At 51.6% G+C, this 26,708-nt stretch carries 23 protein-coding genes; 14 read left to right on the forward strand and 9 right to left on the reverse strand.

Features of this window, described 5'->3' with window-relative positions; translation table 11 throughout:
• Positions 1–122: 122 nt before the first annotated feature.
• From E3U44_RS10435 to glcF, 5 genes are all read right to left on the reverse strand, one after another.
• Positions 123–404 carry a DUF427 domain-containing protein gene (locus tag E3U44_RS10435; RefSeq protein ID WP_134358076.1) on the reverse strand — a complete coding sequence of 94 codons (282 nt, stop codon included), beginning with the start codon at positions 402–404 and terminating at the stop codon, positions 123–125.
• 32 nt (positions 405–436) lie between these two features.
• Positions 437–1,432, reverse strand: coding sequence for a FecCD family ABC transporter permease (locus E3U44_RS10440; RefSeq protein WP_134358077.1), 996 nt, complete (start codon positions 1,430–1,432; stop codon positions 437–439).
• Between the two features lie 287 nt (positions 1,433–1,719).
• The gene (locus E3U44_RS10450; RefSeq protein ID WP_134358081.1) at positions 1,720–2,499 is read right to left on the reverse strand and encodes an ABC transporter ATP-binding protein; all 780 of its coding nucleotides are present in this window, start codon (positions 2,497–2,499) and stop codon (positions 1,720–1,722) included.
• Positions 2,496–3,416 (reverse strand): ABC transporter substrate-binding protein, encoded by a 921-nt coding sequence (locus tag E3U44_RS10455; RefSeq protein WP_134358083.1) that lies wholly within the window; start codon positions 3,414–3,416, stop codon positions 2,496–2,498. Before E3U44_RS10455 ends, E3U44_RS10450 begins: the two co-directional genes overlap by 4 nt.
• A gap of 15 nt (positions 3,417–3,431) precedes the next feature.
• Positions 3,432–4,649, reverse strand: coding sequence for a glycolate oxidase subunit GlcF (glcF, locus tag E3U44_RS10460; protein WP_134358084.1), 1,218 nt, complete (start codon positions 4,647–4,649; stop codon positions 3,432–3,434).
• 115 nt (positions 4,650–4,764) lie between these two features.
• Here glcF and E3U44_RS10465 point away from each other — a divergent pair, with 115 nt between their 5' ends.
• Entirely contained in the window at positions 4,765–5,961 is a 1,197-nt protein-coding gene (locus E3U44_RS10465) for a trans-sulfuration enzyme family protein (protein WP_134358086.1), read from the forward strand.
• 18 nt (positions 5,962–5,979) lie between these two features.
• On the opposite strand, the gene sohB is transcribed toward E3U44_RS10465, so the two are convergent.
• Positions 5,980–6,957 (reverse strand): protease SohB, encoded by a 978-nt coding sequence (gene sohB, locus E3U44_RS10470; protein ID WP_134358088.1) that lies wholly within the window; start codon positions 6,955–6,957, stop codon positions 5,980–5,982.
• Between the two features lie 45 nt (positions 6,958–7,002).
• Positions 7,003–8,100, reverse strand: a complete 1,098-nt coding sequence (gene glcE, locus E3U44_RS10475) for a glycolate oxidase subunit GlcE (protein ID WP_420812580.1) — start codon at positions 8,098–8,100, stop codon at positions 7,003–7,005.
• A gap of 266 nt (positions 8,101–8,366) precedes the next feature.
• Here glcE and E3U44_RS10480 point away from each other — a divergent pair, with 266 nt between their 5' ends.
• The 12 genes from E3U44_RS10480 (at position 8,367) to truD (ending at position 22,645) form a co-directional block, all read left to right on the forward strand.
• Positions 8,367–8,888, forward strand: coding sequence for a hypothetical protein (locus E3U44_RS10480; protein ID WP_134358090.1), 522 nt, complete (start codon positions 8,367–8,369; stop codon positions 8,886–8,888).
• A 396-nt stretch (positions 8,889–9,284) separates the two neighbouring features.
• On the forward strand, positions 9,285–12,761 hold the full coding sequence (gene dnaE / locus E3U44_RS10485) for a DNA polymerase III subunit alpha (RefSeq protein WP_134358092.1): 3,477 nt from the start codon (positions 9,285–9,287) through the stop codon (positions 12,759–12,761).
• A gap of 104 nt (positions 12,762–12,865) precedes the next feature.
• Positions 12,866–13,849, forward strand: a complete 984-nt coding sequence (locus E3U44_RS10490) for a diguanylate cyclase domain-containing protein (protein WP_134358094.1) — start codon at positions 12,866–12,868, stop codon at positions 13,847–13,849.
• A gap of 83 nt (positions 13,850–13,932) precedes the next feature.
• Positions 13,933–14,889, forward strand: a complete 957-nt coding sequence (locus E3U44_RS10495) for an acetyl-CoA carboxylase carboxyltransferase subunit alpha (protein ID WP_134358096.1) — start codon at positions 13,933–13,935, stop codon at positions 14,887–14,889.
• Positions 14,890–14,898: 9 nt separating this feature from the next.
• Positions 14,899–16,227, forward strand: a complete 1,329-nt coding sequence (gene tilS, locus E3U44_RS10500; RefSeq protein ID WP_134358098.1) for a tRNA lysidine(34) synthetase TilS — start codon at positions 14,899–14,901, stop codon at positions 16,225–16,227.
• Between the two features lie 91 nt (positions 16,228–16,318).
• Complete coding sequence (locus tag E3U44_RS10505) at positions 16,319–17,965, forward strand: CTP synthase (RefSeq protein ID WP_134358100.1); 1,647 nt, start codon at positions 16,319–16,321, stop codon at positions 17,963–17,965.
• A gap of 5 nt (positions 17,966–17,970) precedes the next feature.
• Complete coding sequence (kdsA, locus tag E3U44_RS10510; protein ID WP_134358102.1) at positions 17,971–18,807, forward strand: 3-deoxy-8-phosphooctulonate synthase; 837 nt, start codon at positions 17,971–17,973, stop codon at positions 18,805–18,807.
• 28 nt (positions 18,808–18,835) lie between these two features.
• Positions 18,836–20,116: a phosphopyruvate hydratase gene (gene eno / locus E3U44_RS10515; protein ID WP_134358103.1), complete on the forward strand. Its 1,281-nt coding sequence runs from the start codon at positions 18,836–18,838 to the stop codon at positions 20,114–20,116.
• Between the two features lie 20 nt (positions 20,117–20,136).
• A complete protein-coding gene (gene ftsB, locus E3U44_RS10520; protein WP_134359772.1) occupies positions 20,137–20,412 on the forward strand; it encodes a cell division protein FtsB in 276 nt (91 codons plus the stop codon).
• Positions 20,409–21,113, forward strand: a complete 705-nt coding sequence (gene ispD, locus E3U44_RS10525) for a 2-C-methyl-D-erythritol 4-phosphate cytidylyltransferase (RefSeq protein ID WP_134358104.1) — start codon at positions 20,409–20,411, stop codon at positions 21,111–21,113. Before ftsB ends, ispD begins: the two co-directional genes overlap by 4 nt.
• Positions 21,110–21,583 (forward strand): 2-C-methyl-D-erythritol 2,4-cyclodiphosphate synthase, encoded by a 474-nt coding sequence (gene ispF, locus E3U44_RS10530; RefSeq protein ID WP_134358106.1) that lies wholly within the window; start codon positions 21,110–21,112, stop codon positions 21,581–21,583. The genes ispD and ispF overlap by 4 nt, the downstream gene beginning before the upstream one ends.
• Positions 21,584–21,592: 9 nt before the next feature.
• Entirely contained in the window at positions 21,593–22,645 is a 1,053-nt protein-coding gene (truD, locus tag E3U44_RS10535) for a tRNA pseudouridine(13) synthase TruD (protein ID WP_134358108.1), read from the forward strand.
• 13 nt (positions 22,646–22,658) lie between these two features.
• Here truD and E3U44_RS10540 read toward each other — a convergent pair whose 3' ends face one another.
• Positions 22,659–24,371, reverse strand: coding sequence for a putative bifunctional diguanylate cyclase/phosphodiesterase (locus tag E3U44_RS10540; protein ID WP_134358109.1), 1,713 nt, complete (start codon positions 24,369–24,371; stop codon positions 22,659–22,661).
• Positions 24,372–24,476: 105 nt separating this feature from the next.
• Between E3U44_RS10540 and cysG the strand changes: the two genes are divergently transcribed.
• Entirely contained in the window at positions 24,477–25,862 is a 1,386-nt protein-coding gene (gene cysG, locus E3U44_RS10545) for a siroheme synthase CysG (RefSeq protein ID WP_134358110.1), read from the forward strand.
• Here cysG and nadC read toward each other — a convergent pair.
• Positions 25,846–26,679: a carboxylating nicotinate-nucleotide diphosphorylase gene (gene nadC / locus E3U44_RS10550; protein WP_134358112.1), complete on the reverse strand. Its 834-nt coding sequence runs from the start codon at positions 26,677–26,679 to the stop codon at positions 25,846–25,848. The two genes, cysG and nadC, sit on opposite strands and share 17 nt — an antisense overlap.
• Positions 26,680–26,708 lie beyond the last annotated feature (29 nt).

Below are 26,708 nucleotides of genomic sequence, written 5' to 3' on the forward strand. Positions count from 1 at the left end.
AAGTTCAATCTCTTGGCGCTTACTTACCCCAAATTAGGAGTATTAGGGGCCGCTTTCCAAGAGTGCCTTTTATCTGCCGCAACAAGGTTTGGGGCTGGGATTTACCGATTAACGTCTTTTGATTACTCGGTGATTTCTACGCCGCGCCAGAAAGCGACGTAATTTTTGATGGGGGCTGCTTTTTGCTTCGGTGCCGGATAATACCAGGCCGCATCGGTATGAATTTGATCACCGACCACAATGTGGTAGTAGCTGGCTTCTCCTTTCCAGGGACAAGTGGTGTGCATATCGCTGCTCCGAAAATACTCCTTGTGGATGGAATCGGGTGGAAAATAATGGTTACCCTCCACCACCTTAGTTTTATCGCTTTCGGCTAACACGGCACCGTTCCAGATAGCTTTCATAGGGGGCCCTCACGATACATTCCTAGGGGTTCTTAGATTAGCCTCTTTTCCGAGGTTCGCCTTAGTAGCAACCAGATAAAGAAAGGTCCGCCCAGGAGGGCGGTGATAACTCCCACGGGGATTTCTGCCGGGGCTATCAAGTTACGTGCTAGAGTATCGCATAAAGTGAGGAAACTTCCCCCAAAAAGCAAAGTGGCCGGGGTTAGAAAACGGTGATCAGCGCCTACAAGGAGGCGGCAGATATGGGGAACCATCATCCCCACAAACCCAATGGGGCCACAGGTGGCGACGATGCCTCCCACGGTCAGGGAAGTCACGAAAAACAGTAAGCTGCGTATTCTTCTGAGATTTAAGCCTCGGCTAACAGCGAGTAGCTCTCCGGTGGCTAAAAGGTTTAATTCCTGACCAAGCAATGAAATAACGAGAGCGCCAGCAACGACAAAAGGTAAAATTTCCAACACGGTTTCCATGCCAGTGACCCCCAAATTTCCCATTAACCAGTGGAGGATATGGAAAGATTGGGCAAAATCACTCATGTACTGGATAAACAAGATAAGGCTGGAGAAAAAGAAGCTAATGGCCACGCCCGCAAGGAGCATGCTGGCTACAGAGAAACCCTGCCTTATCTGAGTTAAACCATAGACGAGCAGGATTGATCCTAGCGCACCGACGAATGCAGAGAGTGACAGGCCGGAGATACTCAGGAGGGCAAAGCTTAGGCCCGAGCGCACATAAAGGGCGGCGCCCAAGGCGGCTCCGCTGGCGACTCCTAGGGTAAAGGGGGTGGCCAGGGGATTACGAAATAGGGCTTGAAAGGCCATCCCACTAATAGCCAGGCCCGCTCCCGCGAGAAAGGCCGCCATCACTCGAGGTACCCGCAGATTCCAAAAAATTTCCGCTTCTACATTTCCCTCTAGGGGGGCAAAAATAGCTTCCATGGGGATGGAGTACATCCCTAGAAAAGGGGCGCCGCTGAGCACCCCTACTGCTAATAAAGACATCAGGCCCAGGGTGATGGCAGGTCTCATTGAAGCCTCACATGGATGTTAGGCGATCCCCTAGTGACGATGCGAAGCACAGCGGCGATTGGGGCGCGAGGGCCGATGAAGCGTTGTTTCAGCGTCAAATTCGCGCTACGATTTGTCTGCTCACGGAGCCGAGGGTCGGGAGGACCCGAAGTCAAAGCGTGTGGAGCGGTAAAGACCCCAAGGCCAAGGTGAATCCTTCGCCGAGGACTGCTGAGAAACGCGAATTTGTCGCACGGATAAGATTTTGTAGGAACACAATTGAAATCAGTCACAATGAAACTCCAATCTCAGCTCTCGGCCATGGCAATAGGATGTCCTGTCCGGGGGTGGTGAGTAAACAGGAAGCGCTGCCGGTAGATAGCTTCTAGTACCCGGTTATCGGCAAAAGCTTCTGGGGTACCGATAAAGGCTAGGGTCCCTTGCTTAAGGGCAATGATCTGGGTGCTATAGGCGATAGCAGCATTGAGATCATGGGTAACGGTCAGGAGTGTGATTCCATGTTCACGGTTGAGCCGCTCTAGCAGGCGCTGAATTTCTACTTGATATCGGGGATCGAGGAAAGCCGTGGGTTCATCGAGGAGTAAGATGCGGGCTCCTTGAACGAGGCTGGCCGCAATGAAGACCTTTTGCCGTTCACCGGCGCTTAGGGTGTCTAGGGGACGATCAATGAAAGGGTGAGTTTCAGTGAGCATGAGTGCTTGGTTGGCAATCCGGTAGTCTTCAGGGCCCAAAAATGAAAAGGGACTAAGGTGAGGGTAGCGGCCCATCAGCACAAACTCCTTCACTGTAAAAGGGAGACTCTGGCCATCGAGTTGCGGGACATAAGCCATGGTTCGGGCCACTTCTTTTTGACTGTAGTCTTCGAGCCTCCGAGCCAGTAACTTGATGGTTCCCCTGCCGTGGAGGAGGCGGACCAGGCATTTGAGAAGGGTGGTTTTGCCTGCCCCATTGGGACCGACAATAGCCAGGCGTTCTCCTTGGGTCACGGTCAGGGAGATATCATGGAGAATGGTTTGCCCTTCTAGGAACAGAGAGAGATTTTCGATTTCGATCACGGCCCTGGTCATGGCTTCGGCCAGTTGACTTCGGGGTGAATGACCTGGGCCATCTTTTCTAGGGTCAGGATAAAGCGGGGTCCGGGGACCGTATCAAAGTCATCGGCAAAGAGATGGATACGACCCGTTTTTACAGCGCTAATCATAGGGAGTCCGGCCCAGTCCTGGAGGAGGGTAGTGTTGTTCCAGCCCTTTTTTTGTACTTCTCGGTTGGAGACCAGTTCAATAATCACCTCAGGGTTAAGATGCATAATGCCCTCGGCGGAGAGGGGAGGAACCCGGATGAAATCTCCTTGATAGGCGTTTATCCCCCCGGCGATGCGAATCATCTCGTCATAGGGATCTGCAGTCCCGGCGACAAAGATTTCCTTTAATGGGCTTCCAATAGGACGGCCCATGACCACCAGGACCCGGGGGCGGGACAAACCGGCTATTTTGTCCTCTACCTCTTTTATCCGGGCTCTAAGACCGGTGAGTAAGGCCTTTGCTTCTGTTTCTTTGCCCGTCGCTGCTCCAATAAGGCGGATGGAATCTAGGGTCTCCGCCAGCTCTTGGTGTTGGACCTGCAGAGTAGCAATCCCCAATTGTTCCAGCTTTGGTGTGAGTGCTTGATGGCCAGGAAAAGTAATCACTAAGTCTGGTCTGAGGGCCACCATGGCCTCCATATTAGGGTCCAAATAGCCGCCGACTTTCGGTTTTGCCAGGGCCTCCGGTGGGTAGTCACAGTAACGGGTTACCCCCACTATTTGCGCTTCAAGCCCCAAAGCAAACAGGGTTTCCGTAATGCTAGGAGCAAGGGAGATGATGCGATGATACTCCTGGGGTCGTTCCAGGGCAGGTTGAGCTTTTTCCCCTTCTCTCAGGTTAAGGCCGTAGTAGCCCGCAGTAAACACCAGAGTGAATAATACGAATAAGCCTATCTTCTTCATTTTAAAGAGGACAGCTCAAGGGGTCGGGTCAAAGAGGGTGATCCAGTGTTTGACGGGTAAGGAGGACTGAGTCTGAAGATGAGTTAAGCAACCGATGTTGGCGGTGGCAATGAGTTGTGGATGACCATGTTCTAGTGCAGCAAGTTTATTTGCCAGCAAGCGCTGGGAAAGATCCCTTTGCAAAAGAGAATAAGTTCCCGCCGAACCGCAGCAGAGGTGGGCATCAGGCACTTCCGTGAGTTCAAAGCCCGCCTCCCGTAGCAACCTTTCCACCAGACCCTCCAATTGTTGGCCATGTTGCAGGGTACAGGGCGACTGGAAGGCAATACGGCGGGGGATATGGGGGGAAGGGGTGAGCGCGGAGCGGTCTTCCTGGGCGAGGATTTCACCAATATCCCGGGCGAGTTCAGCGATCCGGGCTGCTTTAGCGGCGTAGTCCGGATCCTCGGCTAATAAGATTCCATATTCTTTGATCATGGCGCTGCAGCCACTGGCGGTTACCACAATGGCCTCAGCACCTGCCTCTATTTGAGGCCACCAGGCATCAATATTTTGACGCATAAAATCCAAAGCCGATTGGGGCGCCGAGAGATGGTGGGAAATCGCACCACAGCACCCCCCCTGAGGTGCTTGTACTAAGCTGATACCCAGTCGATCCAATACCCAGGCGGTGCTAGCGTTGATTTGAGGGGCCAGTGCCGGCTGGACACATCCCTCCAAAATCAACATCTTGCGGGAATGGGTTGCCGTTGGCCAGGATCTTTTTTTGGCCTGGGGTGGGATGCTGCGCTTTAGGGAAGAAGGCAAAAAAGGAGAAAATATTTGGCCCAATCGTAACAGGGGAGCAAAGCGTCGAGGGTAGGGCAATAGCATTCGTAATGCTGCTCGGGTTAGTTGCTCCGAAAGTGACCTGGGGACCTTAGTTTCCACTACCTCACGGCCAATATCCACCAAGCGACCGTAGCGGACTCCGGAAGGGCAAGTAGTCTCACAGGCACGGCAGGTCAGACAACGGTCCAAATGTTGCTGTGTTTTTCTACTGACTGCTTGTCCTTCAAGTGCTTGCTTTATCAAGTAGATGCGGCCCCTGGGGCTATCCAACTCATCCCCCAATAATTGGTAGGTGGGACAGGTGGCAGTGCAGAAACCGCAATGCACGCAAGAGCGCAGAATAGCGTCGGCTTCCCTCCCTTGGGGTGTGTTTTTTATAAAATCTGCTAAGTGGGTTTGCACGTTATCAGTATCTTAACTGCTTTCCTGGTCTAAGTTTATAACTATTATCCCTGGGATGGGTGATGATTGAAAAGGGTGAGATTAGTGTGGAATACGGTCCAAGGAGAATGAGTTGATGAAAAAAAACCACGTACCGGGTTTTAGCACTCGAGCTGTTCACGGCCTCGATGAAAAAATAGACCCGGCTTATGGCTCGTTTATCCCGCCTTTGTATCTGAACACTGCCTTTCTTTTTGAGGATGCGGCTCAAGGAGCAAGGCGTTTTGCAGGAGAGGAGGGGGGATATATTTACACCCGGATGGGGAACCCTTCTGTGGATATGCTCGAAAAACGGCTTGCGCTCCTTGAAAATGGTGAGGCGGCAGCAGCTTTTGCCTCGGGCATGGGGGCTATTTCGAGTTTGTTGCTCCACTTGGTGCAGCCAGGTGAGCATATTCTTTCAGTGCGTGAGGTCTATGGAGGCACCTATGGACTCTTTGAAGATCATCTTAAGCCCAGGGGATACGACATTACCTATTTTGATCCTACCGCGCCGGATTTGGAAGCTGAACTAGACGCCAAGTGTACCCCCTATAGTCGAGTTGTCTATCTGGAAACACCTTCTAATCCTTCCCTTGTACTGGTGGATTTGGAGGCCTGTAGTCGCTGGGCGTGCAAGCGGGGGTTGGTTACCGTGGTTGATAACACCTTTTGTACTCCCTACTTGCAACGGCCATTGGATTTTGGAATTGATTGGGTCGTATACAGTACCACCAAATACCTTAATGGTCACGGGGATTGCGTCGGGGGGGCTGTTGTGGGTGCCGAGCCCGCTATTCAGGCTCTACGCCAAGAGATGCAATGGCATTTTGGTAATATTCTTTCTCCCTTTAATGCCTGGTTGATCCTGCGGGGGTTGCAGACTCTTCCGCTGCGGATGGCCCGGCATTCGGAAACAGCGCTAGCGGTGGCCCGTTTCCTGGAAGAACATCCCAAGGTGCAGCAGGTGCACTATCCCGGGCTTCCTTCCCATCCCCAGCATAGGTTAGCACAGAAACAGATGGCAGGCTTTAGTGGGGTGGTTTCTTTTACCCTCCCTAGCCGAGAAGCAGGCCCCCGCTTGTTGAACCATCTAAGGTGGTGCTTATTGGCGGTCAGCTTGGGGCATGTGGCCACCCTGATTGAGCACCCCGCATCCATGACCCATGCTAGTTATTCGGAGGAAGAATGCCGCGCGGCGGGATTGGATACGGCTCTGGTTCGTATCAGTGTGGGGTTAGAAGAAGCTGCAGACCTGATTGGGGATTTAGAGCAGGGCTTAGAAAAGGTCTAGGCAAAGGCCCGTCTTAATTTAAAAGAGACCTAGAACCTTGTCCCTTGCCACTTGAACCCGGGATAAGAATCTTTCGGTAAAAGCCTTTTTGACGGTATAGCTGACTTCATAGAGGTCGGCGCTGTTACTGGCCTCCAGTAAGTAATCATCGCTGGTTTTGAGATCGTCTATAAGGTTGAATTCCTGGGCTTGAATGGCATGCCAATGCTGGCCCGTCGCGGTTTGGGAAAGATCCACCTGGGGACGATAATAGGTAATAAATTCTTTGAATAACTGGTGGATATCTTCTACCTGTTTTTTAGCCAGCTCACGATCCCGGTCGGTGTTAATGCCAAACAGCGTCACTGTTCGCTTCAATTCACCTGCTTTGATTTGCTCAAAGTCTATTCCATGTTTATCCAGTAGACGGTGGAAATTGGGTAATTGCATCAAAGCGCCGATGGAACCGATGACAGCAAATGGTGCGGCAATAATGCGATTGCCCACGCAGGCCATCATATAGCCGCCGCTGGCTGCCATTTTATCTACAGCGATGATCAATGGAATTTGTTTTTTCCTAATTCGCTCTAATTGAGAGGCCGCTAGTCCATGCTCATGAACCAGGCCACCCCCATTTTCCAATCGGAGTAGGACCTCATCCTCGGGCGTTGCTACGCTAAGTACTGCGGTAATTTCTTCCCGTAATGAGGCCACTGCCGTGGCTCTAATATCGCCATGAAAATCAAGCACAAAAATGCGTTTGTCGTATTTTTTTTTCTTTTTAAGAGTCTTTTCCGCCTTGAGCTTTTTGATGAACTCTTTTTTGGGCATGATGTGCATGGTAAGCATGTGAGCCATGCGCTCATAATGGCTATTAAGATGTTTGATCTCCAATTTCTCAGCGGCGTGCATTCGTCTTTTTGAGGTGGCCGATAACCTCATCAGCAGCGCTACCAAGATCACTAAGGTGAGTGTTTTTGCTAGGAATAGCCCGTATTCAGAGAAAAATTCGCCCATATTTTTTGATTTCCGTGCTGGGGATGAGGAAGAAGATTGGGATAGCTAGAGTTCCCGGTACATCCGTCCTGGATTTAGAATGCGGTGAGGATCAAAGGCTTGTTTGAGGCGGTGATGCAATGCCATGAGGGCTGGAGGCAAGGGGTGAAAGACCTCACCCGTATGATCCTTGCCCCGAAATAGGGTCGCATAGCCGCCGACGTCTTCAGCAGCAGCACGAATAATTTCCGCGGTTAATTCGGAACGAAACCAACGCTGGGCACCGCCCCAGCCAATCTTCCACTCCCCGGGCAGATCGATGGGAGGCGTTGTGGCGGGCACTGACCATCGCCAAAGAGGTTGGGTACTACGTTGGAAGAAGACATGGGTGTGTTCTCGTACTTTTTCCCAGAAAAGGGTGTCGTCGCTGAGGATGTCGCCACCCATTTTATTACGTGCGGCTCGGAGGGTTTCTTCAGAACCGGATAGGCGCACGTAGAGCTGTTCTCCGTCAAAGGCGCAGGCTGAAAGCGGGAGGGGTTGGTTTGCCCAGACATTAAATAGACGAATGGCATTCTGGGCATCCCGCTCTTGGGAAAGCGTAATTTCCCTCGTTGGTCGAGGTAAGACTTTGAGCGAGATTTCCAATAATACCCCTAAAGTGCCTAGGCTGCCTACCATGAGGCGGGAGATGTCATAGCCTGCCACATTTTTCATCACCTGCCCCCCAAAGCGCAGTATTTGACCTTTACCGTTGATAATCTGCACCCCTAACACCATATCCCGGACAGCTCCCCCATAGGGCCGGCGTGGGCCGGAAAGACCACAGGCGACGAGACCACCCAAAGTGGCTTGGGGGCCAAAATAAGGGGGTTCAAAAGCAAACATTTGGCCCTGCTCTGCAAGGAGTGCTTCAATTTCCGCCAGGGGCGTTCCGGCACGGGCAGTGATGACAAGTTCTGTGGGTTCATAACTGGTAATTCCTCGGTGCTTGCTTACCTCTAAGGGCTTACCGTGCGGTTGGCGGCCATAAAAGGCTTTGGTGCTACCTCCTCTGATGCATAAGGGGGTTTGCGCCGCTGCTGCGGCGCGAATCGCTTCCTGAATCGCCTCACTGTCATCATAAGCCCATGCCATCAATGCCACCTGTCTTAACCTGTCCATAAGATAGTATCTTGCTCCCGTGTCAGGTTCAAACCGGTATAGTTTACCCAGGGCAACAAGGACCGCTGATTGGTTGGCTTTTTAATGGATTGTGCCTTGCTAAAGGGATTGGAAGCTGCTTAAATTGCGCCACCGGGACGGTTGTGTGTCATCGTAAAGGGGAGCAGAGCCTAACGAAATCGGGTGGGCGCCGAAGCCAATTTATCACGATTGGTGATATGCTTTCATTATTTTTAGAATAGATTATAGCTACGAGTTAAAAACCCATGAAAGAGTTGGTTTATTGTTCTATGGCGCGGTTGCGCATGGCGGCTGCGGTCTTCGCGGTACTAGTCGTGGGTACGGCTTGCAGTGAAGCTGAGAAATCGGCAAGCAAGCCTGCTGTTCCAGTGTCGATCTCGGGATCGATGACCGGAGAAGACGGGCCGATAAAGGAGGCCAAACTAACGGCGACGGATCATAACGGCGAAGTCATCGCCACTGCAGAGGTCAACGGCAGCTCCCGCTATAGGGTGGAATTGCCTGCGGGGGCGGCTTACCCGGTTATTCTTTCGGCCATCTATCCCCGTTCCACAAAGGTGGTTGAATCGGGTCAAGGAGAGATAAAGGCTGCCATTATGAAAGCGAGCAACTCAACAGTCGAACTTAGTCCGAAATCAACCTCCATTGTTGAGATTGCCCTGGCCCGTGGCGGCCTTACTCCTGAGAACTTTAAGTCCGCATCATTGGCTGTCCTTAATCAAGGCAGCGGTGGTTCAGGAGGTATGCCCTATCAAGGGGGGCATTGAGGCCCGCAAGATAGGAGCATGTCCCACTGATGAAAGCGTACCAATTTCATAAAATAGAGGCATTATATTCTGTAGCCAGTTTATTATTTTAGAATGCAAAATCCTATGAAATTGATATGGAACTGATATCTGTGGAATGAGACGGGGTGAGCCCCTGTTTTTATCCGGCTCACCCCGTCAATTTGGTAAGCTTTGTAAGTTAGAAGATCATCAGGGCCTCCCCTTTCTAATACCTTCCCCACCGTTGCTAAAACTAAAGTTTTTGTTCTGTGCTGTCCCTCAATTCCTTTAAATATTTGGCAGCCGCCCACTAGGATATGCCTACAATTTAGCTAGAGTGGTGATTGCTTATGGTAGGCTAAAAGGCCGCTACCTCATCATGTCATTGAGCTATTTATGGACTTATCCTTCGTTCATCTTCGTTTGCATACCGAATACTCTATGGTGGACGGCCTGGTGCGTATCCGACCCCTGGTTCAAGCTGCCCGAGAAGCGGGTATGCCAGCGGTAGCAGTGACTGACCAGAATAATGTATTTGCTATGGTCAAGTTCTACCGCGCTGCTCAGGCAGAGGGAGTGAAGCCTGTTATTGGGGCTGACGTTTTTTTAGTGGATTCAGTTGAAAGTAGCCGAGCGAGCCGCTTTACCTTGCTTTGTCAGAATAAGAAGGGTTACTGCAATCTATCCCGCCTGTTATCGCGTGCCTATAGCGAAGGTCAATATTATGGCATTCCCCGCTTACAATGGAACTGGCTGCAAGGCCAGAGCGATGGTCTGATTGTCCTTTCTGGTGGTCGGGAAGGTGATGTGGGCCAAGCCCTTTTGACTGGCAACGAGGCTCAAGCCAAGCGACTATTGGAACGTTGGCAAGCTCTTTTCCCGGGCCGATATTATTTGGAGCTGCATCGCACTGGCAGAGAGGGGGAAGAAGATTATCTCCATGGGGCCGTAGCACTTGCTTTAGCGTGTGATACCCCGGTGGTGGCAACCAATGATGTTCGGTTTCTTAGATCCCAGGATTTCGAAGCTCACGAGGCTCGGGTCTGTATTCATGAAGGGCGGACTTTAGATGATCCTCGTCGGCCCCGTTGCTATAGTGAGCAGCAATATTTGCGAACCTCGTCGGAAATGGCGGAATTATTTGCGGACTTGCCGGAAGCCCTGGAAAATACGATAGAAATCGCTCGGCGTTGTAATCTCGAACTTACTCTGGGGACCCACTACCTTCCAAATTTTCCGGTGCCAGAGGGGCTGAGCATCGAAACGTTTCTTGAGGTCGAAGCCTGTCGAGGGCTGGAGCAACGGCTAGCAAAACTTTATCCTTTTGAAACGGAAAGGGAAATCAAGCGACCCACTTACGAAGCGCGGCTCGCTGAGGAACTGGCGGTGATTAACCAGATGGGGTTTCCAGGGTATTTCCTCATTGTCGCTGATTTTATTCGCTGGGCTAAAAAAAATGGAATTCCGGTAGGGCCAGGACGGGGCTCAGGGGCAGGATCCCTGGTTGCCTATGCTCTGCAAATAACCGACCTGGATCCGTTAGCCTTTGATCTTCTCTTTGAACGTTTTTTGAACCCTGAGCGTGTTTCCCTGCCCGATTTTGATATCGATTTCTGTATGGAACGCCGCGACCGGGTGATCGATTATGTGAGCCACTATTACGGTCGGGATCATGTTTCCCAGATTATTACCTACGGTAGCATGGCCGCCAAAGCGGTAGTGCGGGATGTGGGCCGGGTGTTAGGGCATCCTTACGGTTTTGTGGACCAAATTGCCAAGCTTATCCCTTTCGATCTTAAGATGACTCTGGACAAGGCCCTAGAGGAGTCCGAAGGGTTACGGGCCCGTTACGATGAAGAAGAGGAAGTTCGATTTCTTATTGACCTGGCTAGAAAGCTTGAGGGGCTAACACGAAATGCCGGTAAACATGCTGGCGGTGTCGTGATTGCACCGAAGAAATTGACTGACTATGTTCCTTACTACTGCGAGCAGGGAGCGAGCGGAGTCGTCACCCAATTTGACAAGGACGACATAGAAGCTATTGGCTTAGTCAAATTCGATTTCCTGGGCCTGCGTACCCTGACCATTATCGACTGGGCTTTGCAGGCTATCAATCAACAGCGAGCTCAGCAAGGCGCGGCCCCGCTCGATTTGGCCCTTTTACCAAAGGATGATCGGGAAAGCTACATACTTCTTAAGCGTTGTGCGACTACCGCCGTGTTTCAATTGGAATCCCGCGGTATGAAAGACCTCATAAAGCGGCTCCAGCCAGATTGCTTTGAAGACATTATCGCCTTGGTGGCCTTGTTCCGACCTGGACCTCTTCAGTCAGGGATGGTAGATGATTATATCAATCGGAAACATGGTCGTGCCAAGGTGGACTATCCCCACCCTGCCCTTGAACCCATCCTCAAACCGACCTACGGTGTTATTGTTTACCAGGAACAGGTGATGCAAATTGCCCAGGTTTTGGCGGGGTATACTTTGGGGGGGGCTGATCTGCTGCGCCGAGCCATGGGTAAGAAAAAGCCCGAGGAGATGGCCAAGCAGCGCGCTATCTTTACGGAAGGAGCAAAAGCACAAGGGGTTGAAGGCGCGCGGGCAACGGCCATCTTCGACCTCATGGAGAAATTTGCCGAGTACGGGTTCAACAAATCCCATTCCGCAGCCTATGCCTTAATCGCTTATCAAACCGCTTATCTTAAGGCCCATTATCCCGCTCCCTATATGGCGGCAGTGCTTTCTTCCGATATGGACAATACGGAGAAAGTAGCGGCTTTTATTCAGGAATGCCAGGTCATGAATTTGGAGGTGCTTCCTCCTGATGTGAATGTTAGCGATTATCGTTTTTCGGCCCAGGGCGAGAACGCTATTCGGTACGGTTTGGGTGCGATTAAAGGCGTCGGTGCCTCAGCCCTGGAGGGGATCATCAAGGAGCGAGAACAGCACGGACCTTACCAGGATCTTTTTAAATTCTGTCGCCGTATTGATTTGCGCAAAATTAACCGGCGAGTATTAGAAGCCTTGAACCGCTCGGGGGCTTTGGATCCTTTGGGGGCTAATCGAGCGACTCTAGAAGTTTCTTTGGAAACTGCTTTGGCTTTGGCGGAACAACATTCCCGTAATACTTCTCTAGGGCAGAATGATTTATTCGGCCTTGACTGCGTGTTGGAGGACGGCCAAGCAGGAAATTATACCGAAACCCAGGAGTGGGATGAGGAACAGCGGTTGGCATTAGAAAAGGAGACCTTAGGGTTGTATCTTAGCGGTCATCCTATTGACCGTTATGAGCAGGAACTGAGGCAGATAGCTCCCCGCCGCCTAGCCGAGCTTATTGGCCAGGCGAATAATCACCAAAATTATAACCAGCGGGTTGTCATCGCCGGTTTGATAGGCTCCTTGCGCACCAATAAAGCCCGTCAGGGAGGACGTAATGCCTTCGTGACTTTGGATGACCGGAGTGCCCGTCTTGAGGTGAAGGTGTTTGCCGAAGTTTTTAACAACTACCAGGAACTGTTGCAGCCGGATCATATCGTCGTGATTAAAGGGACTTTAGGGTGGGATTCTTATGCCGACACTGCCACCGTTACGGCGGAAAAGGTCTACAGTATTGCTGAGGCCCGTGGGGCTTTCGCGAAAACCTTAGAGATCGGATTTGACGGTACTTGTGTCGGGCAGGAAGTCATTGCTGAATTAGCGAAGATTTTGGCGCCTTTCCGGCAAGGCCGTTGTCCTGTTGCTATTTGCTACCGCAATGGGGTTGCCAGTGCCCGACTGATGTTGGGTGAGGAGTGGCAAATTCAACCCAATGAGGCACTACTTGCCCGTTTGCGATTACTGCCGGGGGCGGAACATGTGCAGGTCATATATTAATTTATCCTCTTTGAAACAGAGTTCAAAGCCTTCCAGGGGCCCGAAGGTAGAATAGATGGCGTTCTTTGGGAACGATACTCTATGAACATGGAAAATTGTCGAATATGCCTATACTGGTGGTTGATGACGATAAAGACCTTGCCCGGTTGCTCGCGCTCCGCCTGCAGGGGGGAGGGGGGTATGAAGTATGCCTGGCCCATTCTGCTCGGGAGGCTTTTGAAAGGCTTGGTATACTGGCTACGGAGGCCTCTGCAAACATTGATCTTGTGTTAATGGATGTAAAGCTGCCGGGAATCAATGGAATTGAAGCCTGCCGTCGGTTAAAGAGTCATCCCCTTGGACAAGACATCCCTGTTATTATTATTACAGGGCATGATGACCAGGAGAATCTGGAGGCAGCGTTTGATGCGGGCGCCATAGATTACGTCACTAAACCCTTTGATAACGTAAGTCTCATGGCGAGGGTTCGCTCTGCCTTGCGTTTAAAGCGGGAGATCGATACCCGTAGGCAGAGGGAACAAGAATTACTTGAATTGACTCACCAGCTAGAAGCGGCTAATGAGCAACTGCGTCAGTTATCTTCCCTTGATGAGTTGACGAGAGTGGCTAACCGGCGGAAATTCAAGATGACTATTCGTCAAGAATTTCAGCGCGCGATGCGCAATAAGACTCCGCTCTCAGTGATTATGATCGATATTGATAACTTTAAGGCTTATAACGATATTTATGGCCATCAGGCTGGAGATGATTGTCTACGTCAGGTAGCAAAGGCTCTGAGCTCGGTGCTCAAAAGGCCCAATGACTTACTTGCTCGTTACGGGGGAGAGGAATTTGTCGTTATTCTTCCTGAGACTGGAAGTAAAGGTGCGAGAAGTGTGGCGGAGAGCTTGCGCCGGGCCGTGGAAATCCTGAAAATTCCTCATCGTTATGCTTCCCAGGATGGTTTGCAGGTCACCATTAGTCTAGGCGTATCCACGCTTGTACCTCAGCATGATGAGGATCCGACAAAGCTTATCGCTGCAGCAGACCAAGCTTTGTATCAATCTAAGCACGCCGGACGTAACCGGGTGACTGGGGCCAGTATCTGAAAAGATAACTAAATTAATAGCTCAAATTATTAATGTAAAGCAGATAATATGGCTGCTTTTTCAATTTTTAGGTGCCTCAGTACATGAAAATGAATTTTCTAGACTTTGAACAGCCTATCGCCGAACTTGAGGCCAAAATCGAGGAGTTACGCTTTGTTGGCGATGATGCCAAGTTAAATATTTCTGAGGAAATTCAGCGTCTCAAGGCCAAAAGCAAGACGCTAACTGAATCTATCTTTGGTTCTCTTAGCGATTGGCAGATCGTGCAATTGGCCCGCCATCCACAACGGCCCTATACGTTGGACTATGTCAATCGGATTTTTAGCGGTTTTGAAGAACTCCATGGGGATCGGGCTTTTGCGGATGACCAGGCTATCGTCGGTGGTATCGCTCGCTTGGAAGGAAGGCCCGTCGTGGTTATTGGGCATCAGAAAGGGCGTGATACCAAGGAAAAAGTGGCCCGTAATTTTGGGATGCCGCGCCCCGAGGGCTACCGCAAGGCGTTGCGGCTGATGCGATTGGCAGAGCGATTTAAGCTGCCAGTACTGACCTTTATTGATACACCGGGTGCCTATCCGGGTATTGATGCGGAGGAGCGTGGTCAAAGTGAGGCTATTGCCCGCAATCTATACGTGATGGCCGAGTTGAAAACCCCTATTGTGGCTACGGTGATCGGTGAGGGTGGCTCCGGTGGAGCATTAGCTATTGGCGTGGGGGATCGAGTTTTCATGCTCGAATACAGTATCTATTCAGTAATTTCCCCCGAGGGTTGTGCTTCCATTCTATGGAAAAGTGCAGATAAGGCCTCCGATGCGGCAGAGACCTTAGGAATCACTTCAAAACGGTTGAAAGAATTAGGACTCATCGATCGGGTTGTCAGTGAGCCCTTAGGGGGAGCCCATCGGAATGTGGAGGCCATGGCGGAGAAGCTCAAGCGAGTGTTAAGTGAACAGCTCGATTATTTAATCGAGTTGCCCATGGACAAGTTACTAGAGCACCGCCAGCAGCGGCTTAGAAGTTATGGCCAATTTCAAGAATAAACCCACGAGATGGGCTTTTCAGCCGACCGCCTGGTTAAGGTTCTCCAGCAATTTCTCCCCTGTCACAGTTACCGAGTGGCCTACAGCGGTGGATTGGATTCCCAAGTATTGCTTTATAGTCTAGTGCAAATTCGCTCTCAATTGCCGGGCATTGCGCTGAGTGCCCTTCATGTGGACCATGGGTTGAACCTTCGATCGGGGCAATGGTCCCAGCATTGCCGTGAAACCTGCGCCGGGCTTGGGGTCCGTTGCGAGGTGATTAAGGTGAATGCCTATCCAGCTAAGGGAGAAAGCCCTGAAGCGGCTGCCCGTGAGGCTCGCTATGCTGCCCTTCGGGACTGGGTGAAAGAAGGAGAATGTCTGCTGACTGGGCAACATCAAGACGATCAAGCGGAAACGGTATTGCTGCAACTTTTGCGAGGGGGGGGACCCCATGGTTTGGCTGCTATGGCGGGGGTGATGCCCTTTGGCCAGGGCTCTTTGTTGCGGCCCTTACTCCCTTTTTCCCGAGCCGAGCTGAAGGCCTATGCGGAGCAAGAAGGCCTGGCCTGGATTGAAGATCCCAGTAATTTTGATGTTGGGTTTGATCGCAATTATCTGCGCCATCAAGTTTTGCCCTTATTGCGGCAGCGTTGGCCAGGTTTAGGGCGGACTTTATCTCGGGCCGCACGCCATCAAGCGGATGCCGCTTGGATACTCGACTATCAAGGCCAGCAGGAACTGATGGCAGTGAGTGGCGGTGAGCCGGGGCTTTCGGTGCAGGCGCTCCAAGCGTTAGCGCCTCCTCAGCGCCGTAATCTTTTGCGCTATTGGTTTAAGCAGCAGGGATTACCTCTTCCTGATAGCGCTCATTTACAGCGTATCTTGGAGGAGGTATTGCCCGCTTCAGAGGATGCCCAACCTCTAGTAACCTGGCCGGGAGCGGAGGTCCGGCGTTACCGTAACCGAGTGTATGTCCAAAAGCCTCTATCTCCCCATGAGGTGACAATGGCGTTTGCCTGGAAGGGAGTTGAACCCTTGATATTGCCCCCTGAGGTTGGGGGAGTATTGGTTCCAAAAATGACTCGGGGATTTGGCTTGGATGCGGATCAGTGGCAGCGAGGCCCAATAACGGTTCGCTTCCGCCAGGGTGGAGAGCGTATTCACTTAACGGATCGGAGTTCTAGTTGTACCCTAAAAAAAATCTTCCAGGAGCGCGGTATTCCCCCTTGGCAACGGGCACGTATTCCGATGATCTATGTGGGGGAGAAACTTGCCTTGGTGGCGGGAATAGGCGTTGCTCGAGACTTTGCTGCTGAGCCGGGGAGAGAGGGAGTGATTATCGAATGGATTCCCTAAGAGACCTGGCATTGAGGAAAGGCACCGATTCTGTTAGCTTATGTGATTGTTCCGCGATTATTTCCATCATCTTCATTTCCTCCAAATCTTGATGACTAAATTTATTTTTGTCACTGGCGGTGTTGTGTCTTCTTTAGGGAAAGGCATCACCTCTGCTTCCCTGGGCGCCCTTCTCGAAGCACGCGGTCTTGGGGTCACCCTCGTTAAGCTCGATCCCTATATTAATGTGGATCCTGGCACGATGAGCCCTTACCAGCATGGCGAGGTATTTGTCACTGAGGATGGGGCGGAGACTGATCTCGATTTAGGGCATTATGAACGTTTTGTGCGTGCGACTATGTCCCAACGCAACAACTATACCACCGGCCGAATTTACGAAAATGTCATTGCCAAGGAACGCCGAGGAGAATACTTAGGTAATACCGTTCAGGTTATCCCCCATATTACCGATGAGATTAAGCGTTGTATCTATGAAGGTGCGGATGATGCCGATGTTACCCTGGTGGAGATCGGAGGGACGGTAGGAGATATTGAATCTTTGCCTTTTCTAGAGGCCATTCGCCAAATGGGAATGGAGTTGGGGCGGGAGCATACTCTTTTTATGCATCTGACTTTAGTTCCTTTTGTCCGCTCTGCAGGGGAACTTAAAACCAAGCCAACCCAACACTCAGTGAAAGAATTAAGATCCATTGGCATACAACCGGATGTGTTGGTGTGCCGCTTGGAACATCCCTTACCCGAGTCAGAGCGGCGCAAGATCGCTTTATTTACGAGTGTATCTGATAGAGCAGTAATTTCAGCGGTGGATGTAGACAGTATCTATAAGATCCCGCTAGAACTACATGCCCAGGGGTTAGATGAAATTGTGGCGGAACACCTACGTCTTAAGGTGGGCCCGGCCGAACTGACGGAATGGCAGCAAGTTATTGATAATTTACAGCATTCTGATGATGAAGTAACCGTGGCCCTGGTGGGTAAATATGTCGACCATACAGAGGCTTACAAATCACTTTCCGAGGCTTTGACTCATGCGGGAATGCATACCCGCACACGGGTAAATATTACCTACCTGGATTCGGAAGAGATTGAAGCTGAAGGGGCCGGGGGTTTGGAAGTTGCGGATGCTATTTTAGTCCCTGGAGGATTTGGTGAACGGGGCGTTGAGGGCAAAATAGCGGCAGTTCAATATGCTAGGGAGAACAATATTCCCTATCTAGGGATTTGCCTTGGAATGCAGGTGGCAGTGATTGAATTCGCCCGCCACCAGGCCGGGATGAAAGAAGCCCATAGTACCGAGTTTGACAAGAGTACGCCAGACCCGGTAATTGCCTTGATCACTGAATGGCAGCGGGCGGATGGGCTCATTGAAAAACGTGATGAGCATATGGACCTTGGCGGAACAATGCGCCTGGGGAGCTACCAATGTCAGTTATTGCCAGGAAGCCGGGCGGCGGCTCTATATGGTAAGGAAGTGATTACCGAACGCCATCGGCACCGTTATGAATTCAATAATTATTATCGGAAGGCGCTAGAAGCTGCTGGTTTGGTCATGTCGGGGACTTCCCTGGATGGAAATTTGGTGGAGATGGTGGAAATTCCTCGTCATCCTTGGTTTGTGGCCTGTCAATTCCACCCTGAATTTACTTCGACGCCCCGGGATGGTCATCCCCTTTTCAGCGGTTTTATTCGGGCTGCCGTTGAGTATTATCAAAGTAAAATTAAACCTCAGGTAGAGTGAAGTTCATGAAGCTATGCGGGTTTGAGGTCGGTTTGGAGCGGCCCCTGTTTCTTATTGCCGGTCCCTGTGTGATTGAAAGCGAACAGTTGGCTTTGGATACGGCAGGTAAGCTGAAGGAAATCACAGCGCGCCTGGGGATCCCTTTTATTTATAAATCTTCTTTTGATAAAGCCAATCGGACCTCTGTGGAAAGTTTTCGAGGCCTTGGCATGGAAGCGGGGCTCCGCATCTTAGAGAAGATCAAGCATACCCTGGGTGTTCCGGTGCTGACCGATGTCCATGAGGATACGCCCCTGGCGGAGGTCGCAGCGGTAGTCGATGTGTTGCAGACTCCCGCTTTTCTCTGCCGCCAGACCAATTTTATTCAAAAAGTAGCCCGTCAGGGTCGGCCTCTCAACATTAAAAAAGGGCAGTTCTTGGCGCCTTGGGATATGAGCCATGTGGTAGACAAAGCCAGGGCAGTCGGCAATCAACAAGTGCTGGTCTGCGAACGAGGGGTTTCATTTGGCTATAATACGTTGATTTCAGATATGCGCAGTTTGGCGGTAATGCGCGATACCGATTGCCCTGTGGTTTTTGATGCGACTCATTCTGTCCAGCAGCCAGGAGGAAAAGGGGGATGTTCTGGAGGACAGCGGCAGTGGGTGCCGGTGCTTGCCCGTGCGGCCGTAGCGGCAGGGGTGGCGGGGGTGTTTATGGAAACTCATCCAGAGCCCGAACGGGCCTTAAGTGATGGTCCCAATGCCTGGCCTCTAGGGGCGATGGAAACACTATTAGAGACCTTGATAGCCATTGATGAGACGGTAAAAAGGCGCGGTTTCCCCGAAACAGGATACCGCTAAGATTAAAGGGAGTAGGGAAGTTTATCCGATGAGTAAGATCATTGATATTAGGGGACGAGAGATTCTGGATTCCCGCGGCAATCCTACTGTGGAGGCGGATGTTATTCTCGAAACAGGGGCGCTGGGGCGGGCTGCGGTGCCTTCGGGTGCTTCAACTGGTATCCGGGAAGCCGTAGAACTGCGTGACCAGGATCCCCATCGTTATGGGGGCAAGGGAGTACTCAAAGCCGTGGGCCATGTTAATGGCGAAATTCGTCAGCGGCTGTTGGGGCAAGAAGCAAGCGCCCAGGAGCGTATCGACCAGGCCCTCATTGAACTCGATGGCACGCCCAATAAGGACCGCCTCGGTGCCAATGCTATTTTGGCCGTTTCTTTGGCGGTGGTGCGGGCGGCGGCACTAGAGGCACAAAAACCCCTCTACCGTTACCTGGGGGGAGACGGGCCTTTCCAGATGCCGGTACCCATGATGAACATTATCAATGGTGGCGCCCATGCGGACAATAATGTGGATTTGCAGGAGTTTATGATCGTCCCAGTAGGAGCGGAAAGCATGGCTGAGGCTGTCCGCTATGGGGCCGAAGTATTTCATGTTCTAAAAAAGGTGTTAGGTGGGCGTGGCCTAGGCACGGGCGTCGGTGATGAGGGAGGCTTTGCGCCCGATCTTTCCTCTAATAAAGCTGCCATTGAGGTGATTCTTGAGGCCATTACCCAGGCCGGTTTTGAACCGGGTCGTGATGTGAGTTTGGCCCTGGATGTGGCAAGTTCTGAGTTTTATCAAGAAGGTTACTATGAATTGGCTTCCGAGGGTAAGCGGCTCAACAGGGATGAATTCATCGGCGTCCTGGCTTCTTGGGTGGAACAATACCCCATCCTTTCCATTGAAGACGGCATGGCGGAAGGGGACTGGGAAGGTTGGGCCCTGTTGACTCAGTGTCTTGGCCAACAGGTGCAATTGGTCGGCGACGATTTATTTGTGACCAACACCGCCATTCTCAAAGAAGGCATTGATAAAGGAGTGGCCAATTCCATCTTGATTAAGGTTAATCAAATTGGAACCTTAACGGAGACCCTGGCAGCTATCCGCATGGCCAAGGATGCGGGTTATACGGCGGTTATTTCCCACCGCTCTGGGGAGACTGAGGACACCACGATTGCTGATCTGGCCGTGGCTACCCAGAGTGGCCAGATTAAGACAGGTTCTCTCTCCCGAACTGATCGAGTGGCCAAATACAATCAGTTACTGCGGATTGAGGCAGAGTTAGGGGATAAGGCCTGTTATCCAGGACTTCAGGCTTTTGCTCACCGCTAGCAAAGAAGTCCCGCGGTGTGATGAGGTTCGTTGTTGGGTTGCTGTTAGTGTTATTTTTAGCGCTTCAATACCAGCTATGGGTAAGTGAAGATGGCTTGGGCGAGCTATGGCGCTTGAGTCGGAGTATCCAACAGCAGAGACAGGAGAATGCCGCATTGACCGAGCGTAATCAGGTTCTGAATGCAGAAGTTCGAGATCTAAAAAGTGGTCTTGATGCTTTGGAAGAGCGGGCCCGAAGTGAGCTGGGCATGGTCAAGCAAGGCGAAACTTTTTTTCAGATTATTGAAGAGCCATGAGCTCTAACTATTGGGCCGTAGTGCCGGCCGCCGGGGTTGGGCGACGCATGGGAACTCACATCCCCAAGCAGTATCTTCCCCTGGCCGGCAAGACAGTCATTGAACATACCTTGGCCAGTCTTTTACAGCATCCCCGTATCGAGGCGATTGTGGTGGCTATTTCTCCTGAAGACAGGTGGTGGCCCGAGTGTCTCCCCCAGGATAAGGGGCGAATTATCCGAGTGGCAGGGGGCGCAGAACGGTGTCATTCGGTAAGCAATGGCCTGGAGTGTCTGCTGAATTTAGCCGCACCCGAGGATTGGGTTCTGGTGCATGATGCTGCTCGACCTTGCCTGCGGAGAGAAGATATTGATCGGCTGATAGCAACCCTCCATGACCACCCCATAGGGGGTTTGCTGGCTTTACCTATCAGCGATACCGTTAAACGCGCCAATGCCGAGGGCGTGGTATTAGAAACGGTGAATCGGGCAGGTCTATGGCGGGCCATGACGCCCCAGATGTTTCGGCTTGGAAAGCTCTATCAAGCCTTGAGAGAAGCAATTGCTGCGGGAGTGCAGGTGACTGACGAGGCCAGCGCCATGGAGTGGGCTGGATTTTCACCCTGCTTGGTAGAAGGATATCCTGACAATATTAAGATCACTCATCCCCAGGATTTGATGCAAGCGGAGGATTTTTTGAAACGACAGGGGCGGAAAGGATGAGAATTGGCCATGGTTTTGATGTTCACCGCTTTGGTTCGACAGGAAAGTTAATCCTGGGGGGAGTGGAAGTTCCTTATGAACAGGGCTTAATTGCCCACTCTGACGGTGATGTGGTGATTCACGCTCTCTGTGATGCCTTGCTTGGTGCCGCTGCCCTAGGGGACATCGGGCGCCATTTCCCAGACACCAGTACCGAATTTAAGGATGCTGATAGCCGAAAGCTGCTTCGCCAGGTGATGATGTTGCTGAACGAGCGTAAGTTTAGGGTACATAATGGCGACCTGACCATTGTGGCTCAGGTCCCTAAGCTGGCCCCTTATATCCCCTCCATGCGTGAGGTTTTAGCCCTGGAACTTAACTTGCCCTATCAGCGCTTCAATATTAAAGCCACCACTACAGAAGGCATGGGCTATATTGGCCGAGGCGAAGGTATCGCCGCCCATGCGGTAGTGTTGCTGGAAGAGGGATAAACAGAGTCGGTGAGTGAGGCCCTCCCTTTTGCCTACGCGGTAAACTCGCCTCCTGCAACAGCCCTGATTCGGTGTTGCCCAGAAGACTTCCAGGTGGTAGAGGAACTTCCATTCACCCTCTCAGGGGAGGGTGAGCATGTCTGGCTTTTGCTCTGTAAGCGTAATACCAATACCGTGTGGTTGGCGCGTCGGCTTGCCCGTATTGCCGGCGTGCGGTCGGTAGATGTGGGCTATGCGGGTTTAAAGGACCGCCATGCCCTGACCACCCAATGGTTCAGTGTTCACTTGGGTAGGAAAAAAGAGCCTAATTGGGCCGCAGAGCTAGGAACTGAAGCGGTTCAAGTGGTTAAGGTTATTCGTCACCCCCGAAAATTACGGCGGGGCGCGCTTAAAGAAAATCGCTTCCAGTTGACTTTACGGCGGCTCCAAGGGGATCGGGAGGCGGTGAATAGATGCCTTGTGCAGATTAAGGCCGAGGGGGTTCCTAACTATTTTGGACCCCAGCGGTTTGGTCGGGAGGGTCAAAATCTGGATCAAGTCGGCCAATGGTTTGCGGGGGGCAGGCCACCGAAGGATCGCTACCTGCGGGGGCTGTTACTTTCGGCGGCCCGTGCTTTTTTGTTTAATCAGGTCTTGGCTGAGCGAGTACGGGCAGCCCATTGGAATCAACCGCTTCCCGGAGAGGCGCTCATTCTCGATGGCAGTCACGGTTTTTTTTTGGCGGAGACTATAGATGAAACCTTGCAAGCCCGGGTGCGGTGTTTCGATTGCCATCCCAGCGGCCCTTTATGGGGACGAGGAAGCCTCCCCAGCGGGGGGATAACCCGTGCTTTTGAGGAGAAGGTGTTGGCCGATTCTGTGTTATGGCGGAAGGGTTTGGAGGGGGAGGGCTTAAAGCAAGAGCGCCGTAGTTTGAGGCTGGTGGCGGCTGATTTGGAATGGTCCTTTCCTACTAACGATAGCCTGCAACTTTACTTTCGTTTACCTGCAGGAGCCTATGCGACCACCATGCTGCGTGAAGTGGTGGAACTCCAGGAGGCCAGAGGGTTATCTTCCTCCTAAAGCAGCGCGTATTTCATCCTTTTTCTTGCCACCACTTTTGCGCTCTAGGTGCGTTTAAGGGTTTGCTGATGAAATAGCCCTGGACCCTGTCGCAGCCGTACTCTTGGAGATAAAGAAATTGCTCCTGTGTTTCCACGCCTTCTGCCACCACTTTGAGATCGAGGCTATGGCCCAGAGCAATAATGGCTTTAGTAATTGCCCGGCTTTCAATTTCTCCGGGAATATCATGAATGAAAGAGCGGTCAATTTTGATGCTATCCAGGGGAAGGTGTTTAAGGTAGGTTAAGGAGGAATGCCCCGTACCAAAATCGTCTACGGAAATACGCACTCCCAGGGCGCTTAAAGATTGTAGGGTTTTGAGGGCTGAATCCATATCCTCGATAAGGAGTCCTTCGGTAATTTCCACCTCTAACGAGGACGGCGAGAGGCCGGTTTTCTCCAGTATGGCTGCGATACTACCCGCCAAATCTGGTTGACGAAATTGACGCGGAGAGAGATTAACCGCCACTTGTAGAGGACCCGAGTGCAGTTTTTGCCAACTAAAACAGGCCTGGCAGGCAATTTCTAAAACCCAAGTGCCCAGAGGGATGATGAGACCGGTTTCTTCCGCCAGTCGAATAAAGGTTTGCCGGGCAAGCATCCCATGTTGCGGATGGTGCCAGCGGAGCAGTGCCTCAAAACTGACTGTTTTACCACTGGTGAGATCCAACTGCGGCTGGAATTGCAAGTAGAGGTCGCTGGTCTCAAGGGCGCTTTGCAGCTCTTTGGCCAGTGCCATCCGGGAGTGGGCCCGAGCATTGATGTCGGGCATATATAATTGGTAGTTATTGCGACCCTCGTGTTTAGCATGGTACAGGGCGATGTCGGCGTTCTTTAGCAGCTGTTTGGCGCTATGGGCATCGCTTGGAAACAGGGTAATCCCAATACTGACACTGTTATCTATCTTATGTCCCCGAATCCTATGGGATTCAGCAATGGCGCCAAGAATCCGTTGGGCCAGAAGAGCGGCTTCATCAGTATCCAGAATATGGGTTTGGATAATTGCAAATTCGTCACCGCCAATTCGCAGCGCCGTATCTGTGGGTCCTAGGCAGTCATGGAGTACCTGGGCAACTCGGATTAATTCTGCATCACCGATCTCATGGCCAAAACTGTCATTGATGTCCTTAAAGCGATCAAGATCCAACAATAAAAGCGCCAATTGTTGCTTACTGCGGAGGGTTTCCGCCATAGATTGCTCTAAGCGGTCGTGAAGTAGGACTCGATTGGGCAATCCGGTGAGAGCATCATACTGGGCAAGATGGCGGGACCGGGTTTCCTTAGCTTGGGTTTTCTTTAATTGGGTTTGGAGTAGTCGCTGGGAACGGTAAAACCCAAAGGCAATGAGGGCAAGCCCTAGAACCTCTAGCATTCTTTCCACCAGGATATTCCATTGTTGGGTTTCCTGGGTGAACTCCCCTAGCAAGCCCAATAAGAGACTGTACAGGAGTAAGCCCCAACCCCAAATCAAAATGGTAATGCCTAGTCGTAAGATAAAAGTATGGGCGACTAAGGCGACGACTAACACCATGGTTTCAAGAATGATGTTGTTGAGACTGAAACCCTGCTTTAGGGGAAAGGTGAAAAACCAAAATAAAATGATAAACAATGCCAGCAGCGCCAGTCCTCCCGCACTGGGCCATGGGGGCAAGGGGCTCAGGTGAGCATGCCGTAATTTATGGAGCATGGATAGCATTGCGGGAGGTAGTCTATACCATTGCGGAATGCCAAAACCATATAAAATATTTGATTGATAGCCATAAATTCATACAAACAACCTATACCATAAAAGATGCAATATCTTCCAATATTTTTAAATGTACGCGGGCAACGGTGTTTGGTAGTGGGTGGGGGCGCTGTAGCGACCCGAAAGGTGGCCCTGCTTCGCCGAGTGGGTGCGGTCGTTAAAGTGGTAGCCTTGGAAGTGCATGAGCAGTTGTGGGAATGGGCCAACAAGGGGGAAATTGTGGTGCAGCAAGCCTCTTTTAGTGAAGCCGAAATGAAGGGCTGCCGCTTGGTGATTGCGGCAACGGATGATCAATCCCTCAACGAACGGGTCTACCATCTCGCCAAGGCTCAGGGGATACTCGTTAATGTGGCTGATTGCCCTCGTCTTTGTGATTTTATTCTGCCCTCCATTGTGGATAGATCGCCGGTGGTGGTAGCGGTCTCAAGCGGGGGGAGTTCCCCGGTGTTGGCGCGTTTGCTCCGCGCCCGCCTGGAGACCCTTATTCCTTATACTTATGCTCGCCTGGGCCAATTTGCGGCTCGCTATCGCAGCCAGGTTAAGCAGCGTATTGCGGGCGCAAGTGCTCGGCGTATCTTCTGGGAAAAGGTCTTACAAGGCAGCATTGCCGAAAAGATTTTCTCGGGTCAGGAAAGTGAAGCTGAGCGGGCTTTGGAAGCCGCTTTGGAGGAGGGTACAACCCCTACCCAGGGGGAGGTTTATTTGGTTGGTGCGGGACCGGGAGATCCTGATCTTTTGACCTTTCGTGCTTTGCGCCTTATGCAGCAAGCGGATGTGGTCTTTTATGATCGCTTGGTCAGTGCGGAAATTCTCGATTTAGTTCGGCGCGAGGCGGAACGAATTTATGTGGGTAAAAGGCGTGCCTGGCATACGGTACGGCAGGAGGAAATCAATGAGATGCTGGTCCATTTTGCCCGACAAGGTCAGCGGGTATTGCGCCTTAAAGGGGGTGACCCTTTTATCTTTGGTCGGGGAGGAGAAGAGATTGCTACACTGGCAGGGGAAGGCATCCCTTTTCAAGTCGTGCCTGGGATTACTGCCGCTTCAGGCTGTGCTTGTTATGCGGGCATCCCGCTCACCCACCGTGACCATGCCCACGCCTGTATATTTGTTACTGGGCAACTCAAAGAAGGGCGTTTGAGCTTGAATTGGCAGTCTTTGGTCCAGCCTAAACAAACGATTGTCGTTTATATGGGATTGCTAGGAATTGAGATTCTTTGCCAGGAATTAATTACCCATGGTATGCCCTCTACCATGCCAGCGGCCTTGGTACAGCAGGGGACCACTTCTCAGCAACGGGTATTGACGGGTACTCTGGCAACGCTACCAGGTATTGTCAAAGGGGAAGAAATTCATGCCCCTACTTTGATCATCATCGGTGAGGTGGTCTCTCTTTATCCACAGCTGGCCTGGTTTAACGCCGTCGATTAAAGCGTATCGACATATCCACGGCATGGACATCCTTGGTCAAGATCCCTACTGAGATATAATCGACTCCTGTTTCAGCCACCTGGCGGACATTCTCTAGGGTAATCCCGCCCGAGGCTTCCAGCTTGACCCGCTGCTGGTTAAGGCGGACGGCTTCATAGAGAGCAGGGAGATCAAAATTATCAAGCAGTAGAATGTCGGCCCCCGCAGTGAGCGCCTGCTGCAACTCGTCCAGGTTTTCCACTTCTATTTCTATAGGGAGGTCGGGGTTATAGATACGGGCGTGCCCAACCGCGGCGGTAATTGATCCGGCTGCTAGAATGTGGTTTTCTTTAATGAGAACGCCATCGTAGAGACCATGGCGATGATTGTGGCAGCCGCCGCAGCGAACGGCATATTTTTGCGCTTGGCGCAGGCCTGGCAGAGTCTTGCGGGTATCTAGTATTTTAACTGGCAAGTCGGCCACGGCTGAAGCATAATGATGGGCTATGGTTGCGGTCCCGGATAGAGTCTGGAGAAAATTCAAAGCGGTGCGCTCGCCGGTCAAAAGAGGGCGCGAGGGTCCGTACAAAGTACAGATCCTCTCATTGACTGAAATAAGATCCCCATCTGTCCGGGCCCAATTGATGGCGATTTCCGCATCTAATTGTTGAAATACCCTATTAAACCAGGCAGTTCCGCAGAGCACGGCCGTTTCGCGACAAACTAGAGTAGCGGTTGTTTTCGAAGCTGCTGGAATTAACGCTGCGGTGACATCACCGCTCCCGATATCTTCGGCAAGTGCGCGGCGAATTTCTTTTTCAATTGGGGCAGTAGGCATGCAATATCCTGTTGCTAACCGGTTAGGTT

Origin of the sequence: Nitrosococcus wardiae (assembly GCF_004421105.1) — a bacterium.
Lineage (GTDB): Bacteria > Pseudomonadota > Gammaproteobacteria > Nitrosococcales > Nitrosococcaceae > Nitrosococcus > Nitrosococcus wardiae.

What these genes read in the sequence shown, in the direction of transcription:
- ispD (WP_134358104.1), top strand. Translation starts at nt 20,409, where the DNA reads ATGAGCTCTAACTATTGGGCCGTAGTGCCGGCCGCCGGGGTTGGGCGA.
- E3U44_RS10490 (WP_134358094.1), top strand. Translation starts at nt 12,866, where the DNA reads ATGCCTATACTGGTGGTTGATGACGATAAAGACCTTGCCCGGTTGCTC.
- eno (WP_134358103.1), top strand. Translation starts at nt 18,836, where the DNA reads ATGAGTAAGATCATTGATATTAGGGGACGAGAGATTCTGGATTCCCGC.
- E3U44_RS10495 (WP_134358096.1), top strand. Translation starts at nt 13,933, where the DNA reads ATGAAAATGAATTTTCTAGACTTTGAACAGCCTATCGCCGAACTTGAG.
- E3U44_RS10480 (WP_134358090.1), top strand. Translation starts at nt 8,367, where the DNA reads ATGAAAGAGTTGGTTTATTGTTCTATGGCGCGGTTGCGCATGGCGGCT.
- dnaE (WP_134358092.1), top strand. Translation starts at nt 9,285, where the DNA reads ATGGACTTATCCTTCGTTCATCTTCGTTTGCATACCGAATACTCTATG.
- glcE (WP_420812580.1), bottom strand. Translation starts at nt 8,100, where the DNA reads ATGGACAGGTTAAGACAGGTGGCATTGATGGCATGGGCTTATGATGAC.
- E3U44_RS10450 (WP_134358081.1), bottom strand. Translation starts at nt 2,499, where the DNA reads ATGACCAGGGCCGTGATCGAAATCGAAAATCTCTCTCTGTTCCTAGAA.
- kdsA (WP_134358102.1), top strand. Translation starts at nt 17,971, where the DNA reads ATGAAGCTATGCGGGTTTGAGGTCGGTTTGGAGCGGCCCCTGTTTCTT.
- E3U44_RS10455 (WP_134358083.1), bottom strand. Translation starts at nt 3,416, where the DNA reads ATGAAGAAGATAGGCTTATTCGTATTATTCACTCTGGTGTTTACTGCG.
- E3U44_RS10440 (WP_134358077.1), bottom strand. Translation starts at nt 1,432, where the DNA reads ATGAGACCTGCCATCACCCTGGGCCTGATGTCTTTATTAGCAGTAGGG.
- E3U44_RS10540 (WP_134358109.1), bottom strand. Translation starts at nt 24,371, where the DNA reads ATGCTCCATAAATTACGGCATGCTCACCTGAGCCCCTTGCCCCCATGG.
- ftsB (WP_134359772.1), top strand. Translation starts at nt 20,137, where the DNA reads ATGAGGTTCGTTGTTGGGTTGCTGTTAGTGTTATTTTTAGCGCTTCAA.
- ispF (WP_134358106.1), top strand. Translation starts at nt 21,110, where the DNA reads ATGAGAATTGGCCATGGTTTTGATGTTCACCGCTTTGGTTCGACAGGA.
- E3U44_RS10505 (WP_134358100.1), top strand. Translation starts at nt 16,319, where the DNA reads ATGACTAAATTTATTTTTGTCACTGGCGGTGTTGTGTCTTCTTTAGGG.
- tilS (WP_134358098.1), top strand. Translation starts at nt 14,899, where the DNA reads ATGGGCTTTTCAGCCGACCGCCTGGTTAAGGTTCTCCAGCAATTTCTC.
- nadC (WP_134358112.1), bottom strand. Translation starts at nt 26,679, where the DNA reads ATGCCTACTGCCCCAATTGAAAAAGAAATTCGCCGCGCACTTGCCGAA.
- E3U44_RS10435 (WP_134358076.1), bottom strand. Translation starts at nt 404, where the DNA reads ATGAAAGCTATCTGGAACGGTGCCGTGTTAGCCGAAAGCGATAAAACT.
- E3U44_RS10465 (WP_134358086.1), top strand. Translation starts at nt 4,765, where the DNA reads ATGAAAAAAAACCACGTACCGGGTTTTAGCACTCGAGCTGTTCACGGC.
- cysG (WP_134358110.1), top strand. Translation starts at nt 24,477, where the DNA reads ATGCAATATCTTCCAATATTTTTAAATGTACGCGGGCAACGGTGTTTG.
- sohB (WP_134358088.1), bottom strand. Translation starts at nt 6,957, where the DNA reads ATGGGCGAATTTTTCTCTGAATACGGGCTATTCCTAGCAAAAACACTC.